Origin of the sequence: Paenibacillus sp. JMULE4, from assembly GCF_013337105.1 — a bacterium.
GTDB lineage: Bacteria > Bacillota > Bacilli > Paenibacillales > NBRC-103111 > Paenibacillus_G > Paenibacillus_G naphthalenovorans.
The window spans coordinates 39547-57721 of the sequence record NZ_SGWF01000016.1; the positions used below are offsets into that span (position 1 = coordinate 39547).

The 18175-nt window shown below is 48.8% G+C and carries 15 protein-coding genes and 2 pseudogenes; 14 read left to right on the top strand and 3 right to left on the bottom strand.

All coding sequences use genetic code 11. The annotated features are described in order from the left end of the window. Positions 1 to 283: 283 nt before the first annotated feature. Together EXW96_RS17475 and EXW96_RS17480 are read right to left on the bottom strand one after the other, a co-directional pair. A complete protein-coding gene (locus EXW96_RS17475; protein WP_054820364.1) occupies positions 284 to 790 on the bottom strand; it encodes a hypothetical protein in 507 nt (168 codons plus the stop codon). A 46-nt stretch (positions 791 to 836) separates the two neighbouring features. Then, positions 837 to 1706 carry a transposase gene (locus EXW96_RS17480; RefSeq protein WP_254611176.1) on the bottom strand — a complete coding sequence of 290 codons (870 nt, stop codon included), beginning with the start codon at positions 1704 to 1706 and terminating at the stop codon, positions 837 to 839. A gap of 494 nt (positions 1707 to 2200) precedes the next feature. Here EXW96_RS17480 and EXW96_RS27680 point away from each other — a divergent pair. The 9 genes and pseudogenes from EXW96_RS27680 to EXW96_RS17520 all read left to right on the top strand — a co-directional run. Further along, a pseudogene (locus tag EXW96_RS27680) lies at positions 2201 to 3067 on the top strand (cation:dicarboxylate symporter family transporter); the annotation flags it as partial. Between the two features lie 61 nt (positions 3068 to 3128). Next, entirely contained in the window at positions 3129 to 3536 is a 408-nt protein-coding gene (locus tag EXW96_RS27685) for a cation:dicarboxylate symporter family transporter (RefSeq protein ID WP_254611464.1), read from the top strand. Positions 3537 to 3579: 43 nt separating this feature from the next. Beyond that, a complete protein-coding gene (locus EXW96_RS17490; protein ID WP_174351067.1) occupies positions 3580 to 3816 on the top strand; it encodes a hypothetical protein in 237 nt (78 codons plus the stop codon). 696 nt (positions 3817 to 4512) lie between these two features. Further along, positions 4513 to 5733, top strand: coding sequence for an IS256 family transposase (locus tag EXW96_RS17495; RefSeq protein ID WP_174349650.1), 1221 nt, complete (start codon positions 4513 to 4515; stop codon positions 5731 to 5733). Positions 5734 to 6250: 517 nt separating this feature from the next. Next, positions 6251 to 7045 carry a nucleotidyl cyclase domain-containing protein gene (locus EXW96_RS17500; protein ID WP_074729896.1) on the top strand — a complete coding sequence of 265 codons (795 nt, stop codon included), beginning with the start codon at positions 6251 to 6253 and terminating at the stop codon, positions 7043 to 7045. Then, on the top strand, positions 7042 to 8271 hold the full coding sequence (locus EXW96_RS17505) for a glycosyltransferase family 2 protein (protein ID WP_074729895.1): 1230 nt from the start codon (positions 7042 to 7044) through the stop codon (positions 8269 to 8271). The genes EXW96_RS17500 and EXW96_RS17505 overlap by 4 nt, the downstream gene beginning before the upstream one ends. Before the next feature lie 224 nt (positions 8272 to 8495). After that, a complete protein-coding gene (ahpC, locus tag EXW96_RS17510) occupies positions 8496 to 9059 on the top strand; it encodes an alkyl hydroperoxide reductase subunit C (protein ID WP_062409605.1) in 564 nt (187 codons plus the stop codon). A 12-nt stretch (positions 9060 to 9071) separates the two neighbouring features. After that, positions 9072 to 10601 carry an alkyl hydroperoxide reductase subunit F gene (ahpF, locus tag EXW96_RS17515; RefSeq protein ID WP_062409604.1) on the top strand — a complete coding sequence of 510 codons (1530 nt, stop codon included), beginning with the start codon at positions 9072 to 9074 and terminating at the stop codon, positions 10599 to 10601. A gap of 191 nt (positions 10602 to 10792) precedes the next feature. Further along, positions 10793 to 12269: pseudogene (locus tag EXW96_RS17520) on the top strand (protein adenylyltransferase SelO). A gap of 122 nt (positions 12270 to 12391) precedes the next feature. On the opposite strand, the gene pdxR reads toward EXW96_RS17520, so the two are convergent. Next, positions 12392 to 13834 (bottom strand): MocR-like pyridoxine biosynthesis transcription factor PdxR, encoded by a 1443-nt coding sequence (pdxR, locus tag EXW96_RS17525; protein WP_174351068.1) that lies wholly within the window; start codon positions 13832 to 13834, stop codon positions 12392 to 12394. A gap of 279 nt (positions 13835 to 14113) precedes the next feature. Here pdxR and EXW96_RS17530 point away from each other — a divergent pair, with 279 nt between their 5' ends. From EXW96_RS17530 to EXW96_RS17550, 5 genes are read left to right on the top strand one after another with little or no spacing between them, the layout of a single operon-like run. Continuing rightward, positions 14114 to 15256 (top strand): MSMEG_0568 family radical SAM protein, encoded by a 1143-nt coding sequence (locus EXW96_RS17530; protein WP_062409601.1) that lies wholly within the window; start codon positions 14114 to 14116, stop codon positions 15254 to 15256. Further along, the gene (locus tag EXW96_RS17535) at positions 15253 to 15744 is read left to right on the top strand and encodes an MSMEG_0567/Sll0786 family nitrogen starvation N-acetyltransferase (RefSeq protein ID WP_062409600.1); all 492 of its coding nucleotides are present in this window, start codon (positions 15253 to 15255) and stop codon (positions 15742 to 15744) included. The genes EXW96_RS17530 and EXW96_RS17535 overlap by 4 nt, the downstream gene beginning before the upstream one ends. Further along, positions 15695 to 16651 carry an amidohydrolase family protein gene (locus EXW96_RS17540; RefSeq protein WP_083351392.1) on the top strand — a complete coding sequence of 319 codons (957 nt, stop codon included), beginning with the start codon at positions 15695 to 15697 and terminating at the stop codon, positions 16649 to 16651. Before EXW96_RS17535 ends, EXW96_RS17540 begins: the two co-directional genes overlap by 50 nt. 47 nt (positions 16652 to 16698) lie before the next feature. Then, on the top strand, positions 16699 to 17214 hold the full coding sequence (locus tag EXW96_RS17545; protein WP_054817402.1) for an MSMEG_0572/Sll0783 family nitrogen starvation response protein: 516 nt from the start codon (positions 16699 to 16701) through the stop codon (positions 17212 to 17214). A gap of 34 nt (positions 17215 to 17248) precedes the next feature. Further along, positions 17249 to 18172, top strand: a complete 924-nt coding sequence (locus EXW96_RS17550; protein ID WP_062409599.1) for a methylenetetrahydrofolate reductase — start codon at positions 17249 to 17251, stop codon at positions 18170 to 18172. Positions 18173 to 18175 lie beyond the last annotated feature (3 nt).

An 18175-nucleotide genomic window follows, 5' to 3' on the forward strand; every position in this document is an offset into this window, starting at 1 on the left:
TATTCAAATAAAGAAACGGTGTCGTTATTTACAAGACATTTCAAGCTGCAGAATGCATTCCATGTATGTTATACAAAAAACTTAATGCATTGGAGCTTGATAACTTTGATTCAGATGACTCCTCTCACTTGGTCTATGGATAAAGCGCGGTTTGATGCTTTTAAATATCGGAATTTTAACAGAGATTACAGTCGATTTGGACATTTTAGTCGCGAGCTGGTATCAGGAAATTATTCCTGACATCACTCGTTTTTTTTCTACGGCGGCATGAATAACATACATGTTATTTGAGCCATTGGTTTTCTAAATTTTTAAGATAATTTTGTGGATCGCGTTTAAACCGTTTGCGCATAACACTATCGCTCAACCGGTTATTCCATTTTTCTTTCTGTTTCTTGTAGCTTGTGTAGTCGACCATCCTTAAACGGGCGATTAGGTTTTCCTGTTTAAGTCCATCATCAACGAGCACAACCATCTCACCATTCCGTAAGATGTATTCGTTCCAGTTGCGTAGCCCGGTCATCCGACGGTGTCGTGTCTTCGTAGCTCGGAAGAAGCGTTCCAGATCGTTGTTCGTTCTTGGCACATGATAATGATCGTAGCAAGTGAAGAGTCCCTTCCAGAATCCCTTGCTGTAACTAAGGAGATTGTTAACCATTTCCAGATCATTCTCTTCGGTATAGGAAAGCCGAACCCAATCCAACAGCTTTGTCATTTCCCATTCAACTGTCTTGCTTGTCTTATCCATGCTGGGTTCAAGGATTTCTGCAATGTGACGGATTGGCTTCATCCAGCGAGCGACTTTCTCGTATTGTTGCTGAAGGGAATCGACTTTACTAAATATTCTGAAAACGTTTTGAAGTAGGGTGGCCCCCTTTTTTATCCAAGCATTTTTGAAGGGACGCTTGAATGGCTTGGGCCTGTTCATAGATACGCATACCGGGTAAATCTAATGGAGGATTTCCGTCTTCCAAGAGCAATGCACGTACGGCAGCAACGTAACCCTTCGCGATGCTTGCTTCTTGTGAATCCGACTGTTCGATTTTCCGCTCGACTTCACGAATGCCGCGCATGCTTTTCTTGAGCTCGGTCTTTAACTTTCGATCGACATCAACAACCGGTTTCGCGATGTCTTTTAAATAATGGTACTGGCAATATTGATAAGGCACATCGGGCAAAAGCGTCTCCATCGCTAGACGAATGGATTGCTGTCCATCACTAACAATACCGACGATCGGATAGCCTTGCTCGATGATCGGTTGGATGAGCGTTTGTAACTCGGCAGATGAACCACTTTTCATGTTTTTTGCTATTAAGACAGTACCGCTGAATACTTCACGAATTACATAAAGTGTCTCATTGCCTTTCTCTGGCTGGACGCCATCCATAGACAAGATAATACCGCCGTTTTGTTCTGTGACTTCAGCCAGCACTTTCTTCGTATGTTCAGTAAGACTAGCAGCAAGCAATGTTTGATACCGTTCATACAGATTTTGTGCGCTCCGTTCGGATGTCTGAACACCTCTCGCGTTCAATTCATCCGCAATCTCCTTGCGGGTCATATGCCGTTTGAAGCGAAGTTCACCAACTAGGCAAACAACGTCGAAGCCGTAAGGAGAATGCTTCATGCTTATTGCTTCTGCTTCCGCCGATTTGTAGTATACACCTGGCTTCGGGCAATCTGGATTTTCGCAATGGTAGGCCATGCTCCAAACGTGAACGACTTCTTTCAATGTGGCGATTTTCTTATTCCATGCTGTATGTGAACGACGTAATTTCTGTTGGCAGTGAGGACAATTCTTATGTTCAGGTCTAAAGTATATTCTCCGTTGTGGACGCAGACGGTTTTTGGAAAGCAATGCGGGTCAACTCCTTTGGAAATTTTGACCGTAATTACTTCGACAAACCGTTAGGAAGATCCTGTTAGTTATTCATGCCGCCGTAGTTTTTTTTACCCGATTCCATTTGATCCAGGCGGATAGAGGGATTGCCGCCCATCAATTCGTTGCGTTTCATGTTATATAAATTAACAAAAATATATCTCATAAAGCAGATTTTGTGCAATGCAAACAAAGAAAATTTTAATTTTGTTCATTCCGCATGATGAATGCGTAAAACAAACTCATTATAATAAGTTATATAAATAAACAATTAATGTTATGTAAAATTACGCAAAAGGTTAGGAGGAGGAAAAAGAATTATGCATGCGCAAACTGAGAAAATAAAGAAGCCCTTTTATAAAGGCCTGTTTTTTCAGATTATTGCATCGATCGTCGCGGGTATTTTGGTGGGCTATTTTTGGCCGACCATCGGCGTTGCACTAAAGCCGCTAGGCGATGGCTTCATCAAACTGATCAAAATGATTATTGCACCACTTGTTTTTGGAGTTGTTGTCGTTGGTATTGCCAAGGTCGGTGACATAAAAGCCGTCGGAAGAATGGGAGGAAAAACGATCCTCTACTTCGAAATCGTAACAACCTTGGCGCTGATCATCGGCATGGTCGTTGCAAACTTAATGAATCCCGGTGCAGGAATGAATGTCAATACCGATACCCTATCAACGGATGCAGTCACTAAAGCGACCAAGGGCTCGCAGCTTCCCAGCACGACGGATTTCTTCCTGAATATGATTCCGGAAAGCGCCCTCGGAGCGTTCGCAAACAATTCGATATTGCAAGTTTTGCTCATATCTTGTTTATGCGGTTTTGCAATCATCCATATTGGCGGACGGACGTCGGAGGTTCTGGTCGATTTCCTCGAACATGCCAACAAAGTCATGTTTCAAATTATGGGCTATATCATGAAGCTTACGGCGCTAGCGACATTTGGCGCATTGGCCTTCGCCGTCAGTCAGTACGGGATTAACACGCTCCTTTCATTCGGTAAACTGTTTATTGCCATGACCGTCGCGTGTCTTGCCTTTCTCATTATATTAGCCATCATCATGCGGGTATACGTTGGTCTCAGTCTCTGGAAACTAATTCTCTACGTCCGGGAGGAGATTCTTCTCGCGTTTGCAACAGGTTCAACGGAAGCGGTCATGCCGCAGCTGATGAATAAGTTCGAACGCGCCGGCTGCAATCGCGCTGTTGTCGGACTTGTGGTGCCTACAGGTTATTCGTTCAATCTTGGACGGGGCCTCAATCTATTTATCGCTGGCACTGGTTTTTCTCGCCCAAGCAACCGGCACCGATTTGAGCATTGCCGAACAGCTTGTGCTTCTGGGAGTTCTGCTGTTAACGTCCAAGGGGATGGCTGGAATACCGGGCTCCGCATTTGTTGCACTGTCAGCAACTGCGGCGGCAACAGGTTCCATACCGATGGCCGCAGTCGCCCTGATGCTTGCGCCAGACCGATTCATGGGAAATTATCGGACAACAGTCAATATTATAGGGTATGCTGTCGCCGCCTTTTTCGTTGCGCGTTGGGAGGGCTTGCTTAATAAGCATCAGGCGGAAAACGCGCTCGACGGTAGACTTACGTACGTTCTCGGTGATACTAACTTTGCAGATGTAAATAAAAAGCCAGCGATCTGAAACGGCTGCTCGAATGGGGCCTTGACGGACAGGAAGAAGCTCGATGGAAGTTATTATTGTTTATTTTAAGTATAAAGAGTTGGTGAAGAGTAACGCGCAATTATCGAATATGCTTTGGAGCTTGGAAGAGAAACGGCAACTCCGGCTGAGGCGAGAAATATTCTGGGTATCAAAAAAGCTTGATTGCGGAATCAAGCTTTTTTGCCGTATGTACGCCCAGCATGGGCGTCATCTCTACGGTGAAAGTTCGGAATGGGGGCTGGCAAGCGCCTACCATTAGCCAAGAGCAAGGATGTCCGTCGCGAGGCGGAATCTGAAGGAAGCTGGAGGCAAACGCACGGCTTGAGGTACACGAACCCAATTAGAGGCGGTTGCAGTCGGATGAGTCACCATAGCATGATGAAATCCAAAGCTGCCAAGGACTGCAGTCGTAACCTTGGGCAAGCGCGGGCGGAAAGATGACGTTCTTATCTGGGGAGGCCTGTGGAATACGCGAGGTCACTTCATAACCGCAATCGCAAGGTTGCGCTGAATCCGCCAACACTTGAGATGCGGGGTTCGGCTGCTAGGCATCCCAACCGTCATGAATCCATTCATTATGTGCTCGAATTGTCTGCAGAAATGCCGCCTGCGAAATGGCGGGAAACTGCTTCCTGGTCATTTCTTGGAACGAGCCTCTTACCATTCAAAAATCAATAGGATTGGTTCTGGGCTTTGTTGGAGTCATTGTCATCAGTCTCGCGGCGGTTTCATAAGGTGAAGTCTCAGGTATTGGGATCGGTGTTGATCGTATTCGGTATTTATCTAGTTAACCGAAGGAATCGATAAAAGATGGTTTCACATTCATATAAACTAAGGTATATATCCAAAAATTATGTATAATTAATATAGATAGAAAGGTGGGAGTCTGTAAAATAAAATGTGTAAACTCTCAAACCTGATAAAATGAAAGTAATAGAAAGGTTGGGGAGCACACATGGGATTATGGAGTAAAGAGCAGCTTAGGGCCTTCATTAAGGAGAACAAGCTGGTGACCGCACAGGACGCGCAGAATGCTTTGAAAGACTTATTTGCCGAGACGCTGCAAGAGATGCTGGAGGCCGAGATGGAAACGCATCTGGGCTATGAGAAGCATGACGTGAAGAACAAACAGACGACCAACAGCCGCAACGGAAAGAGCAAGAAGAAGATCACCAGCGAATACGGCGATCAGGAGATTGCCGTGCCCAGGGATCGTCTGGGCGAGTTCGAGCCGCTCGTGGTAAAGAAGCACCAATCCAACGTCACCGGCATCGAAGATCAGATTATCGCCTTATACGCCAAAGGCGTGAGCACGCGGGAAATCCAAGATCACCTGCAGAATCTGTACGGTATCGACGTTTCGCCGACGATGATCTCGAACGTCACGAACAAAATCGTTCCGCTCATCAAGGAGTGGCAGAACCGTCCGCTGCAAAGCGTGTATGCCGTCGTCTTCCTTGACGCCATTCACTTTAAGGTCAAGCAAGACGGCGCTATTGTGAACAAGGCCGCCTATATGGTCATCGGCATCGATCTGGATGGTAACAAGGATGTGCTGGGCATGTGGATCGGCGAGAACGAATCGGCCAAGTTCTGGCTCAGCGTCCTAAACGACCTAAAGAATCGCGGCGTACAGGATATTCTCATCACCTGTGTCGATAATCTTACCGGTTTCTCTCAGGCCATTGCCGCCTGCTATCCGAAGACGGAGATTCAAAAGTGTATCATTCACCAAATCCGCAACTCGACTCGCTACGTGTCCTATAAGGATCTGAAGAAGGTAACAGCTGATCTGAAGCCGATCTACAAAGCGGCGACGGAGGAGATGGCGCTTGTGGAGCTGGATCGTTTCGAGGAAACATGGGGCGCTAAATATCCGCTCATCATCCGTTCGTGGCGCAGCAATTGGGACGAGCTGGCTACCTTCTTCAAGTACCCTCCCGAACTGCGCAAGCTCATCTACACCACCAATATGATTGAGAGCTATCATCGTCAGCTTCGCAAGGTAACGAAGGGAAAGAGCATTTTCCCCAGCGACGAGGCTCTTCTGAAGATGCTTTATCTTGTAACCATGGATGTCACCCGTAAATGGACGGGGCGTGTCCAAAATTGGGGACAGATGCTGCTGCAGCTATCCGTTTTCTTTCCGGATCGAATCGGGCAGCACTTGCCGTAAGGGGCCAATCTCCCCTAGGGCAGATTCCTTTATACATGAGTTTACACAAAATTATTGACAGACCCAAAGGTGGGGAGTTATTGTGGTAATGAGGGAAATATCATTATCGAAAACGATTCGTACTTATGAGTCGCTGATGACCTTGAGGTTTCCAGACGTCCGGTCATTACAGAGAGCTTCTCAAAATGTCCCGTTCGGAGAAATTGCTTCACATGACACGAAGCCAATGGGATTTAAACGACTTTTTCTTATGCAATATTTCTTCGTTTCCTCCGTATCGGACAAGGAGCATTGCTGAACATCAGCTGATCATCGATAAAATCGCAGAAAAAAGATGCGGCGGGTGCGCGTACCCTGATGGAAGCACATATCTCAACTTTCACCTCATTGATCCAAAGAACGTTTACCAATTCATAAGATCGAATATAAAGAACCGTCTAGAATCGCAGTGATTCATGCACGGTTTAATTTTATACTACAGTTTAAACAACGATTTACTGCTGTAAGGTGACACTCTATGAATAAATTTAACTTGTGTTTTATGTTATCCTTCGTCATTTTGTCATTTTTGCTTGCGGCTAGTTACCTGACAAAGCCGGAGCTCATTTTTATGGCCGGTTCGCTCTTGATTATCGGCTTGATTAATGTTATTTTTCGTCCGATGGCGGGTTTTGCGGCATTGATTGCGTATGTTTTGGGGCTTGCATTTTATAACATTGCAGCAAATTGGGGCAAAACGGTTGATGTATGGTTCCAAGGAGAGAAGCTTGTGGTACAGCTTATTTATTCGCTTGGGGCAACGGCCGTCTGGCTTTTGATTTATCATATCAATCAATTAAGGGAACGCTCGTTGGCGCTTCAAAAAGAGGTTGAATCATTAAGAAAGCTGGAGCCTGTGACAGGCGTGTTAACATTTGCAGAGTTTATGGAAAGAGCAAAGCTGCTGTTCTCCGGTATGAAGCGCCGCAAAGAAACAGGCTATTACATCATTTGCGAACTACATATGTACAGCAAGGACCCCCAATACAAAAAGCGTGTCGTTTATGAGAAGATGATGGCTAAGCTGCTGGATTCCACAAGAAAAAATTATGACCTCGTCGGTAATTACGGCGGACATCGGGCGATCATATTGTTAACGAACACGAATCAGTCAGGCGTAGAAGTAGTGTTAGACCGGTTTTATAAAAAGATTGCAGAAGATCGCAGCTTGAAGCCGGAGCTGTTCGACATCACGGTGAACGAGCTGGCGATTGACGAATGGGAACAATTTGAAAAAGTGATTTCCCCTCTAAGAGGGGGCAAAGCCGTATGATGACAATAGTTCTCACCACGATATCAATCAGTTTCTGGCTGCTGCTGCTTTATTACTCGACGCTCACGATATCCGGGGTGTTATACCGTTCCAAGAAACGACAGTTCGTGAGGTTAGAATCTTATCCCAGCGTCGCTGTATTGATCCCGGCTCACAATGAGGGCATTGTCATTGCGGATACACTGCATGCTATGAGCAAAATCGAGTATCCGGGAGACGTCCAAATTTATTTGCTTAACGACAATTCACAGGATGAAACCGGTGAGATTGCGCAGTATTACGCGGGCTCGTTTCCGAATATCCATTATATCCAGGTGCCGCCAGGCACGCCAAAAGGCAAGTCTCGGGTGCTGAACTACGGCGTATCTATCAGCGAATCCAAATATATCGCCGTGTATGACGCTGACAATCAGCCTGAGCCGCAAGCGTTACGATTGCTCGTGGAGGCTGCAGAGACAACGCCTAAAGCAGTCGGAGCAGTTGGCTACGTGAAGACGATCAACGAGACCAAGAATGCGTTGACTCGTATGATTGCTTTGGAATTTTCAGCTTTTCAGCTTCTTATGCAATCAGGCCGATGGGGGATGTTCAAGCTCGGCTCTTTAACGGGAACGAACCTTGTCATCAAAAGAGATGCATTGACCCAAGCAGGCGGCTATGATCCCTACGCGTTAGCGGAAGATGCAGATTTAACGTTAACTTTAACGGACTTGGGTGGTCTGTTGCCTATCGTGCCGGAAGCCCGCACTTGGGAACAGGAGCCCGAGAGCTTCAGCATATGGCTGCGGCAGCGGACGCGTTGGATGCAGGGAAACCTTTATTTGATCGAGAAAACGTTAAAGAATCCCCGGCTGTTCAAGGGGAAAAATGTTATTCATTCGGTACAATTACTGACCGTGTATATTCTTTTTGTCGTGTTTCTGCTCGTTTCGGATTTGTGGTTCGTGCTTGGGCTTTTTGGACATGTGGAAGGGAGCTCGACCGTGCCGCTGCTCATCCTTTGGTTTGAGGCCTGGTTAATGTACTTTGTGCAGCTGGTGACCGCGCAAATGTCCGACAAAAAAATAACCCCAATTGACTTGCTTTTTTCGTTCTTGATGTACTTTTCTTACGCTCAGTTCTGGTTGTTTTTATTTCTGAGAGGCATCTACTGCCAAATCAAATTGAAACGCTCTAAGCTTGAACCGGTATGGGATAAGACGGAACGCTTTAAACAAATAACATAAGATCATAAGCAAATGGGCACCTTATTTTATGGAATGGGTTATCGTATTTCCGATGAATCCCTCAATCTTCATAAAAGTTTCATTTTGTCTTCATAGTTCCTTCATGAACAAATGGGCTGTCAGTGATATCATGTCTATATAATTAAATAAGAATCATTATAAATAGCGAAATCAATATAAACAGCTATTTATAATTTTCAAACTACATTTAGGAGGAATGAATTATGTCTCTCATTGGAACTGAAGTAAAACCGTTTAAAGCTCAAGCTTATCACAATGGTAAATTTATCGAAGTAACAGAAGCCGATTTTAAAGGAAAATGGAGTGTAGTTTGCTTCTATCCTGCAGACTTCACATTCGTTTGCCCGACCGAGCTGGAAGATCTTCAAAACCAATACGAAACCTTGAAGTCACTCGGGGTTGAAGTGTATTCCGTTTCAACCGATACCCATTTTACTCATAAAGCATGGCACGACAGCTCGGAAACGATCGGCAAAATTACTTACATTATGATCGGAGATCCTTCACATACGATTTCCCGCAACTTCGATGTGCTGATCGAGTCGGAAGGTCTTGCTGACCGCGGTACGTTTATTATCGACCCGGACGGTATTATCCAAGCCATTGAAATTAACGCCGGCGGCATCGGCCGCGATGCAAGCATTGTTGTAAACAAGGTCAAGGCAGCACAATATGTAAGAAATCATCCAGGTGAAGTTTGCCCGGCAAAATGGCAGGAGGGTGCTGAAACGCTTAAGCCAAGCCTTGATCTTGTAGGAAAGATTTAAGGGGCTGGTCGAATGGTACTGGACGCAGACATTAAGGCACAACTTAACCAATATCTTCAACTCTTGGAAGGCGACGTGCTGATCAAAGTCAGCGCAGGTTCCGATGCGGTGTCTAAGGACATGCTGGCCTTGGTGGATGAACTAGCCACCATGTCTTCCAGAATTAAGGTTGAACAAGCCACATTACCGAGAACACCGAGCTTTAGTGTAAATCGTGTGGGGGAAGATACCGGTGTAACCTTTGCCGGTATCCCTCTGGGACACGAATTTACTTCATTGGTGTTGGCTCTGCTGCAGGTTAGCGGTAGAGCTCCAAAGGTTGAACAGAACGTCATTGACCAGATTAAAAACATCAGCGGCGAATATCATTTTGAATCCTATATCAGCCTGAGTTGCCACAACTGCCCCGATGTTGTTCAGGCACTGAACTTGATGAGCATCCTCAATCCGGGCATTACGCATACCATGATTGACGGTGCGGCGTATAAAGCGGAGGCAGAAAGCAAAAACGTCATGGCCGTGCCAACGGTTTACCTCAATGGTGAATTCTTCAGCAGCGGTCGCATGACAATTGAGGATATTCTCGGCAAATTGGGCAGTGCTCCGGATGCTTCGGATTTTGCCGACAAGGCTCCATACGATGTGCTTGTTGTCGGGGGCGGCCCGGCTGGTGCAAGTGCGGCGATCTATGCGGCACGCAAAGGCATTCGCACAGGCATTGTTGCTGAACGTTTTGGTGGTCAGGTTTTGGATACCGTAGGTATAGAGAACTTTATCAGCGTTAAATATACCGAAGGTGCTAAGCTCGCAGCGAGTCTTGAAGAGCACGTGAAAGAGTACGGTATCGATGTGATGAAATCACAGCGCGCCAAGCGTTTGGAGAAAAGGGATTTCATCGAAGTCGAGCTCGAAAACGGTGCTGTTCTAAAGAGCAAGACCGTAATTCTTTCAACGGGTGCCCGTTGGCGCAATGTAGGCGTACCCGGAGAAGAGGAGTTCAAGAACAAAGGTGTAGCTTACTGTCCTCATTGTGACGGTCCTTTGTTTGCAGGAAAACACGTAGCGGTGATCGGCGGCGGTAATTCCGGTATTGAGGCGGCCATTGATCTCGCAGGCATTGCGAGCCATGTCACCGTTCTGGAGTTTATGCCGGAGCTGAAAGCTGATGCTGTACTGCAAGATCGTCTTTACAGTCTGCCTAACGTCACTGTTCTGAAGAACGTTCAAACCAAAGAAATTACCGGTACCGACAAGGTGAACGGTATATCCTATATTGAGCGCGATACAGGAACGGTTCAGCATATTGAACTGGATGGCGTGTTTGTTCAGATCGGTCTTGTACCCAATACCGATTGGTTAGGCGATACGGTCGAACGCAATCGCATCGGGGAGATCGTTGTGAATAGCCACGGCGCTACGAACGTACCTGGCGTGTTTGCTGCAGGCGACTGCACGAACAGTCCGTATAAGCAGATCATTATTTCAATGGGATCGGGTGCTAATGCAGCCCTGGGCGCATTTGATTATCTAATCCGAAATTAATGAATGAGTACAGCAGCTTTTCCTGCACTTATTCGTCAAAAATTGTACATTACGTTTTAACCGAAACGTCCCGCCAAGGGGCGTTTTTCTTTGTTGAACGGCGCTCTATACCTCCATACGATAAACATGAGCCCGACTTATGGTATAGTTCAATGAGGGGATACAAAAAGACAAATGAAAAAGGAGATACGATGACAGAGAAAAAAGCAGCAACTGAAACAGGATGGAACTTCGACAACAGTTATGCTTGCCTGCCGGAATCATTCTTTACCAGGCTTAACCCAACCCCTGTACGCTCACCGAGGTTGATCATTCTTAATGATCGGTTGGCAGCGTCCCTGGGGTTGAGCGTCCAAGCGCTGCAAAGCAATGACGGCGTTGCGGCGCTTGCCGGCAACCGGATTCCCGAAGGCGCCGAGCCTCTGGCTCAAGCTTACGCAGGGCATCAATTCGGGCATTTTACCATGCTGGGGGACGGCCGGGCTCTGCTGCTTGGCGAACAGATCACACCCCTGGGCCAGCGGGTCGATATTCAGCTTAAGGGTTCAGGTAAAACGCCATACTCCCGCCTTGGCGATGGCCGGGCGGCGCTTGGGCCGATGCTGCGCGAATACATCATCAGCGAAGCGATGCATGCGCTGGGTATTCCAACCACCCGCAGCTTGGCTGTGGTGACAACCGGCGAGTCCATAAGGCGTGAAACCGAGCAGCCTGGTGCAATTCTGACCCGCGTGGCAGCCAGCCATCTGCGCGTCGGAACCTTTCAATACGTTTCAAATTGGGGTACTGTGGAGGAGCTCCGGACTCTGGCTGATTACACATTGCAAAGACATTTTCCGGAAGTTGAGGCTGATGAGAACCGCTATCTTTCCCTGCTAAAAGAAGTGATCAGGCGTCAGGCCGTGCTGATTGCCAAATGGCAGCTCGTCGGCTTTATTCACGGGGTGATGAACACCGACAACATGGCCATCAGCGGGGAAACCATTGATTATGGTCCGTGCGCCTTCATGGATGCCTATGACCCGGCAACGGTATTCAGCTCCATTGACATTCATGGCCGCTATGCCTATGGCAATCAGCCGTATATTGCCGCGTGGAATCTCGCGAGATTTGCTGAAACCTTATTGCCGCTGCTGCATGCCAACGAGGAGCAGGCTGTAGAACTGGCCCAGGCTGCGATTTCAGATTTTACCGAGTTGTATCGCCGCAATTGGCTCTCGGGAATGAGGGCAAAACTGGGGATCTTTAACGAAGAACAGCAGGATGAATCCCTTATTGAAGAGCTGCTCAATTTGATGAAAGAGCATCGTGCGGACTACACCAATACCTTCCGCGCATTGACGTTTGATAAGCCCGAGGATGCGGTTCTTTTTGGCACCGCGGGCTTTGCCCAGTGGCATGAAGCTGTGGCAGGCGAGACTAGGCAGGCAGCAGGAATCAAAAGCCTCCTCGCATCAATTGATGCGCAGCAGCAATCCCGCGCTGATTCCCCGCAACCACCGGGCAGAAGAAGCGCTGGAGGCCGCGGTGAACCAGGGAGACTACAGCGTGATGGAGCGGTTTCTTGATGCTCTTTCGAGCCCCTACGCGCACTCCCCCGAACAGGCTGAGTACTCCACGCCGCCTGCGCCATCAGCCCGTCCTTACCGGACCTTTTGCGGTACCTGATATAGAAAAAAGCATGAGACTGGACGATAAATCATTGAATATGGTTTATCGTCTGTCTCTTCTGTGATCATCATTTTTAGCTCCTTGCCGCACAAAAGTTTGGCCGCCATCTGCCGGTTAAGCTATTTCATTACACGTTTAAGGGCATCGGCAAACCGCCGGATGCCTTCCCGGATATCTTGGGTCTCGGTGCGGCTGTAGGTAAATCGCATGAAGCCTTTCTTGAAGCCGAGTGTGGTGCCAGGGGCAAAAATAACGCCGTTTTGAATCGATTCCCTGAAAAGCGCATGTTCATCGCATTCCCCTTTTAGTCCGCACCATAAATGAATGCCGCCTTGAGGCTCGATAAATTCTATGTATGAACCTACCTCGCTACGCAAAGCCTCTACAACTCGATCCCGTTTGTCCCTCAATCCAGCGCGAAGTTGACCGATATGCGCATCAAAACCTTCGGATGCAAGCAGCCGTTCCGATATCCATTGCGGGTAATTCGGATGACCGAAATCGATTTGTTGTTTGGCATCGGCTAAACGGTCAATGACAGGCTGCGGTCCTACAATCCATCCGATTCTTAAACCGGACGCCGCAATTTTGGACAGCGAGCTGATATACAGAATAGCGCCGTCGCGATCCAACGATTTCAGCGGTGCAATGGCCTGTTCTTGAAAACCGGTAATGCTGTAAGGGTCATCTTCGACGATAGGAATGCCATATTGGGTGGAAATTTCGATGATTTTCTTTCTTCTTTCTTCAGACATGGTGGTCCCGGTCGGATTCTGGTAGGTAGGGTTCAAAAACACCATTTTGACCCGGGTTCTTTTATATAACGAGATGATTTCATCCGGATCGATGCCTTCCCGGCCGGGAGACAATAAGAACGTTTTTAAACCCGCCGAATGAAAGATAGGAAGGGAGTAGGCATAGGACGGGTCTTCGATGGCTACGGCATCCCCGGGCTTTAACAGACATTGAATAATCAGATGCAGCGCTTGCTGGGCGCCGGAAGTAATAATGATGGAGGAAGGGGTCGTTTCAATGCGCCTGTATTTCCGCAGGTGGGCGGATATCGTTTCCCGCAGCTTTATATTCCCCTGCATGTGCTCATAACCCAAGTAGTCGTTGATTTCCATGGAACGATGGATGTCCTGCATGAGCTTGACAGGCTGAAGATCGGGCGCCAATTCCCCGATAGCGAAATTGATGACGTGATCTCTGGACTGGATAATCTGATAGATTTGCTGGTTAATCGGGTTATTGATCTGGAAAAAGCCGCTTTTTACATATTGCCCCCAATTCGGAATTCGCTTCTGAGGTCCTTCTCCCCATAACGCTTGGCTCACTACCGTGCCGATCCCCTTCACCTTCTTGACGAGTCCGCTCGCAAGCAGCTCATCATAAGCCGCGATGACGGTTCCGCGATTCACGCCTAGTTCTGCCGCGAGAAAACGCTCCGAAGGAAGACAGCTTCCGCTCGGATATTCCCCGTTCATAATCCGGGTTTCCATATAATCGGCAATTTGCTTATAGATCGGCACGCTTTCTACTTTGTTTGGCTTCCATTCCATAGCATCCTCCATACGGTTGAGCATGCAGTCCTAACCATCGGATTGTTGCTCGAATCAAAATCATTACACGTCATCATTATACATCAATGTAATGTATTCTTCCATAAATTTGGTTTTTATTTTTTAAATTACGAATGATGTAAAGTATTTTATGGATTTTAAGTGGATGAGTAAAAAAAACGCGTACTGGATGAGGTGATTTTACAAATTATTCAGTAATATATGTTATATAAGTTAACAAATATAAATTGGACGTCAATGAAAGAAGGGATGGGTACTATGACTCCGGATGATCATGCTGATGAAAGGGAAGAAATACTGAGCCAATCCCGCTCCAACTGGTTGGTGGATATTCAGAACAAGGGCTTGCGCACGAACGGACTTATTGAAGGCGGCAGACGCGGGGGTGCGGGCCCGTCGGACGACCGGGCGTTTATGCTGGGAGACCGGACGGTGATGGTGCCGACCTTCAACGGTCCGGCGGTCTCCTCGCCCTACTCCCTTGTTCGTACGGAAAAGGGGCTGACCTTGCAATATAACGGCAAAAAGCTGATGTATGTAGATCCGGTCGCTCGTCCCAAATTTTATGACCGGACAACGAAGGACGGCATTCCGTACAACAAGATAGCGGTGCTTCACAGCTCCGATGTGCTGGCAAGCACAGTTATTCAAAGCTGTATCCGGTGGGCTCCGAGTCAGAGATGCAAGTTTTGCGCGATCGGCCACTCTCTGGAAGCGGGAACTACCGTCGCCATGAAAACACCCGAGCAGCTGGCGGAGGTTGTCCAGGCGGCTGAGGAATTGGACGGCATCAAGCAGGTTACGCTGACAACCGGCACGCCGAACGAGACGGACCGGGGAGCGTTATACTTGGCTGAATGCGTCAAAGCCATCCGTAAGGTCAGCCGGCTTCCGGTACAGGTTCAATGCGAGCCTCCCGATGACGAGGCGCTGTATCAGGTGCTGAAGGATGCGGGGGCCACAACGATAGGGCTTCACGTCGAGTCTTTCGATGAAGAGGTTCGCCGCAGGATGATGCCGTCCAAGTCTGCGATCACTCTGGAAACCTACTTTAGAGCGTTCGAAAAGGCCGTATCCGTCTTCGGCAGAAATCAGGTCAGCACGTATGTCATCCTCGGAATGGGGGAGCGTATCGAGAACATATTGGAAGGCTGCCGGCGTGCGGCGCAGCTTGGGGTTTATCCGTTCGTCGTCCCTTTAAGGCCGCTGCAAGGAACGTTACTGGAAGATGCCCTGCCGCCAACCAGCGAATACATGGAGGAGGCCTATCGCAATGTGGCCGCCATTTTGGCAGAGGAGGGGCTATCGTCTGAAGCCAATCAAGCAGGCTGCGCAAAATGCGGAGCATGCTCGGCCCTCTCCTCCTTCGAAAAATGGGGGACATCCGGGGTGGGCCTATGAAAAGCTGTCAGGTGCGTATAGCCAAAACGGAGCATGAGCTTGAAGCCGCATTGTCCCTGCGGCGGCAGGTATTTGTTGACGAACAGCATTTATTCGATGGAACCGACGCCGATGAGCACGATCCGGCATCGATCTACATTAACGCCTGGAAGAATGGAGAGACGTTAATGGGAACCGTTCGCTGCTACGCAGACAACGACGACCCTACCCTATGGTGGGGAGGACGACTTGCCGTCAAACCGGAATTCCGGTTGAGGGGGGTTGGGGTATATTTGATCGAAGCCGCTGTAGAAGAAATGAGGCTTCGGGGCGTACGGCGTTTTTTGGCAAAAGTGCAGCAGCAAAATGTGAAGCTTTTTGAAAAGCTAGGTTGGAAAACGGTGGGCGGACTGATTTGGATACATGATCACCCGCATCACATCATGGAGGCGAATTTGCATGTGTATGATGCATCAGGCAGGAAGCGGCGTCAGTTTATCCAAGGTTGAATCGATCGCCCGGGTACCGGAGGAGTATGCACACGATATTCCGCTGACCATGGGATTTGGCCGAAAGGTGTTTAGCGTGCATAATCATGTCGGCCATCTGGAGCCTTGGCCGTTCTATGAGTCGGAGGTGCCGGTTTCGCCCGCCGATCCCGGCCCTGCAACGGCGGAAGAGCTGGATCATTTCATGAAGTGCCGCGGTATGGAGAAGACCCTGATTATTCCGAACTACGGTATTCCCGTTCAGGCTCAACCCTTTTCCCACAATGAACTGGTCGTGCGCTTATGCCGGCAGGGAGGAGGCAAGGTCGCCGGAGCCTTATGGGTTTCGGGACTTCCGCAAAATCGGGAGCTGACTGAAAACGCGCTTACGCTTTTGGAGGAGCCGGGCATTGCCGCTTTGAAGATGAGCTATCTGCTTGGAGGGACAGCCGACCCCCGCAAGTGGGATGAGGCGACGACGAAGCTGCACGAAACGATTTTTCGGGCGGCGATGGAAAAGGATATTCCGATTCATTTCCATACCAGCCCGGGCGGGGGCTCGGATATACTGGGATTTTTTGAAATCATCAAGCGGTGGGGCAAGGAGTTGAAAATACATCTTGTTCACATGGGCGGCGGCGTCAGCGGGCATATCCGGCTGCTCTCCCGCTGGTCGGAGCTGATTGAAGGCGGCTACCGGGTCTATCTGGATACGAGCTGGGCCATCGGCTTTGCTGTCCGCAAGCTGCTTCAGGAGGTCGATCGGACAGGGATAGGCGCCGATCGCATTATGTTCGGCTGCGACGAGCCTTGGAGCGACTATGAAAGCGAGTTTTGGAAGATTCAAGGAGCGCGTATCTCTGAAGAAATCAAAGAGAGAATCTTCTGGGGTAACGCCCAAGAGCAATATTTCAGCAAGCTGGCTTAGGGCCCAGCCCTTAACCATATAAAAAATATCGAGAGGAAGATGAATCTATGACTGCCAACTTTACTGAGAACGAATTGAAATCGATGAATGAAATTCCGCACCCGTCCTTGCCGGTTGGGACGAAGCTGTACGGCGGCACCAAGGTATTTCCGGATTATAAGGCCAATCCCGGCGAAAAGTTTCTTGCGCTGGTGCACGGAATTGCCCATGAGTCGTCCCTGTCTTATGTAGCCATCCTGCAGGCCATCCGCGCCCAGCGCAAAGGGTACGAAACCGCCATTTATTTTTATGGAACCGGCGCGATGAATGCGATGGCTACCCGGGGCTTCCCTACGGTCGGCAGCGCCGCTTTCGGAGGCCAGCTGAATTACAATGAATCGTTAGCGACTTTTATTAAAGAAGGCGGAAAAGTGTACGTGTGCCGGTTCGGTCTCGGTTTGCACGGTTTGCGCGAAGAAGACCTCATTGAGGGGACGATCCCGGTTCATCCGCTTGATCTTCAGGATTGTCTCATTGAATACTCCCGGGCTGGAGCGTTTATTCTGAGTACGTTCCAAATTTAATCATCATTCCGTCAGAAAGAGCAGGTGGGTAACGATGACGATCCTTTTGGAAAAAGGGCGATTGAATCCCGATCACTTCGCGGTAACCGCCGAGCTTGTTCCGCCGAGGGATTGGAACCCTCGCCCCCTCGTTGAACAAGCGGTACGTTACCGCGGATATGTGGATGCAGTCGATTTAAGCGACAATTTGCTTGCGATCGCCAGGCTTTCGCCGGTAGTCGGCGCCTTTTTCGTACGTCAGGTCGGCGTGGAGCCAATTGTACAAATCAACCTCCGCGATCGGAATCGAATGGGAATTCAGAGCGATCTGATGGGGCTTGCCGCCATCGGAGTGAAAAATATTACGATCCTGGGAGGTTACCCGGCTAAGGTAGGTACGGAGCCAAACGCCAAAGAAGTCTATGATCTGGAGACGATGGAGCTCGTGCGCTACGCCAGAATTTTTTCCGATGAAGGGAAGCTTTTTGATGGAACGCCGATGCAGGAGCCTCCCCAATTTTCGATCGGTACGGTTGAAAATATTGCCGGCAAACCGATTAAGGAACTCATTGACCGTTTGGAGGCGAAGGCGGACAGCGGAACGAGCTTTGTTCGCACTCAGTTGGTTTTCGATATGGACCTGATCGGAGAATGGATGGAAGAGGCAAGGCGGCGCGGACTGCATGAGCGGGTCACTATCATGGCCAGCATCTTGCCTCTGCGTAATGCCGATCATGTAGGGAAGGCGCTTCGGATTCCCGGCGTTGTGATCCCCGATTCGCTGCATGCAAGACTCGCCGCTTCAGACTCGAGCGAAGAGGGCCTGCATATTGCCGCCGAACTGATTAAGCAGCTTCGGCAGATCGAAGGCATCCGGGGCATCCATATCCGGCCGATCGGCGGGGCGGAAGACAGCGTGAACAAGGTCGTTCAATACGCGGGGCTGCTGCAAAGCTCCACGGCGGCTGCCAGCGCATAGGTG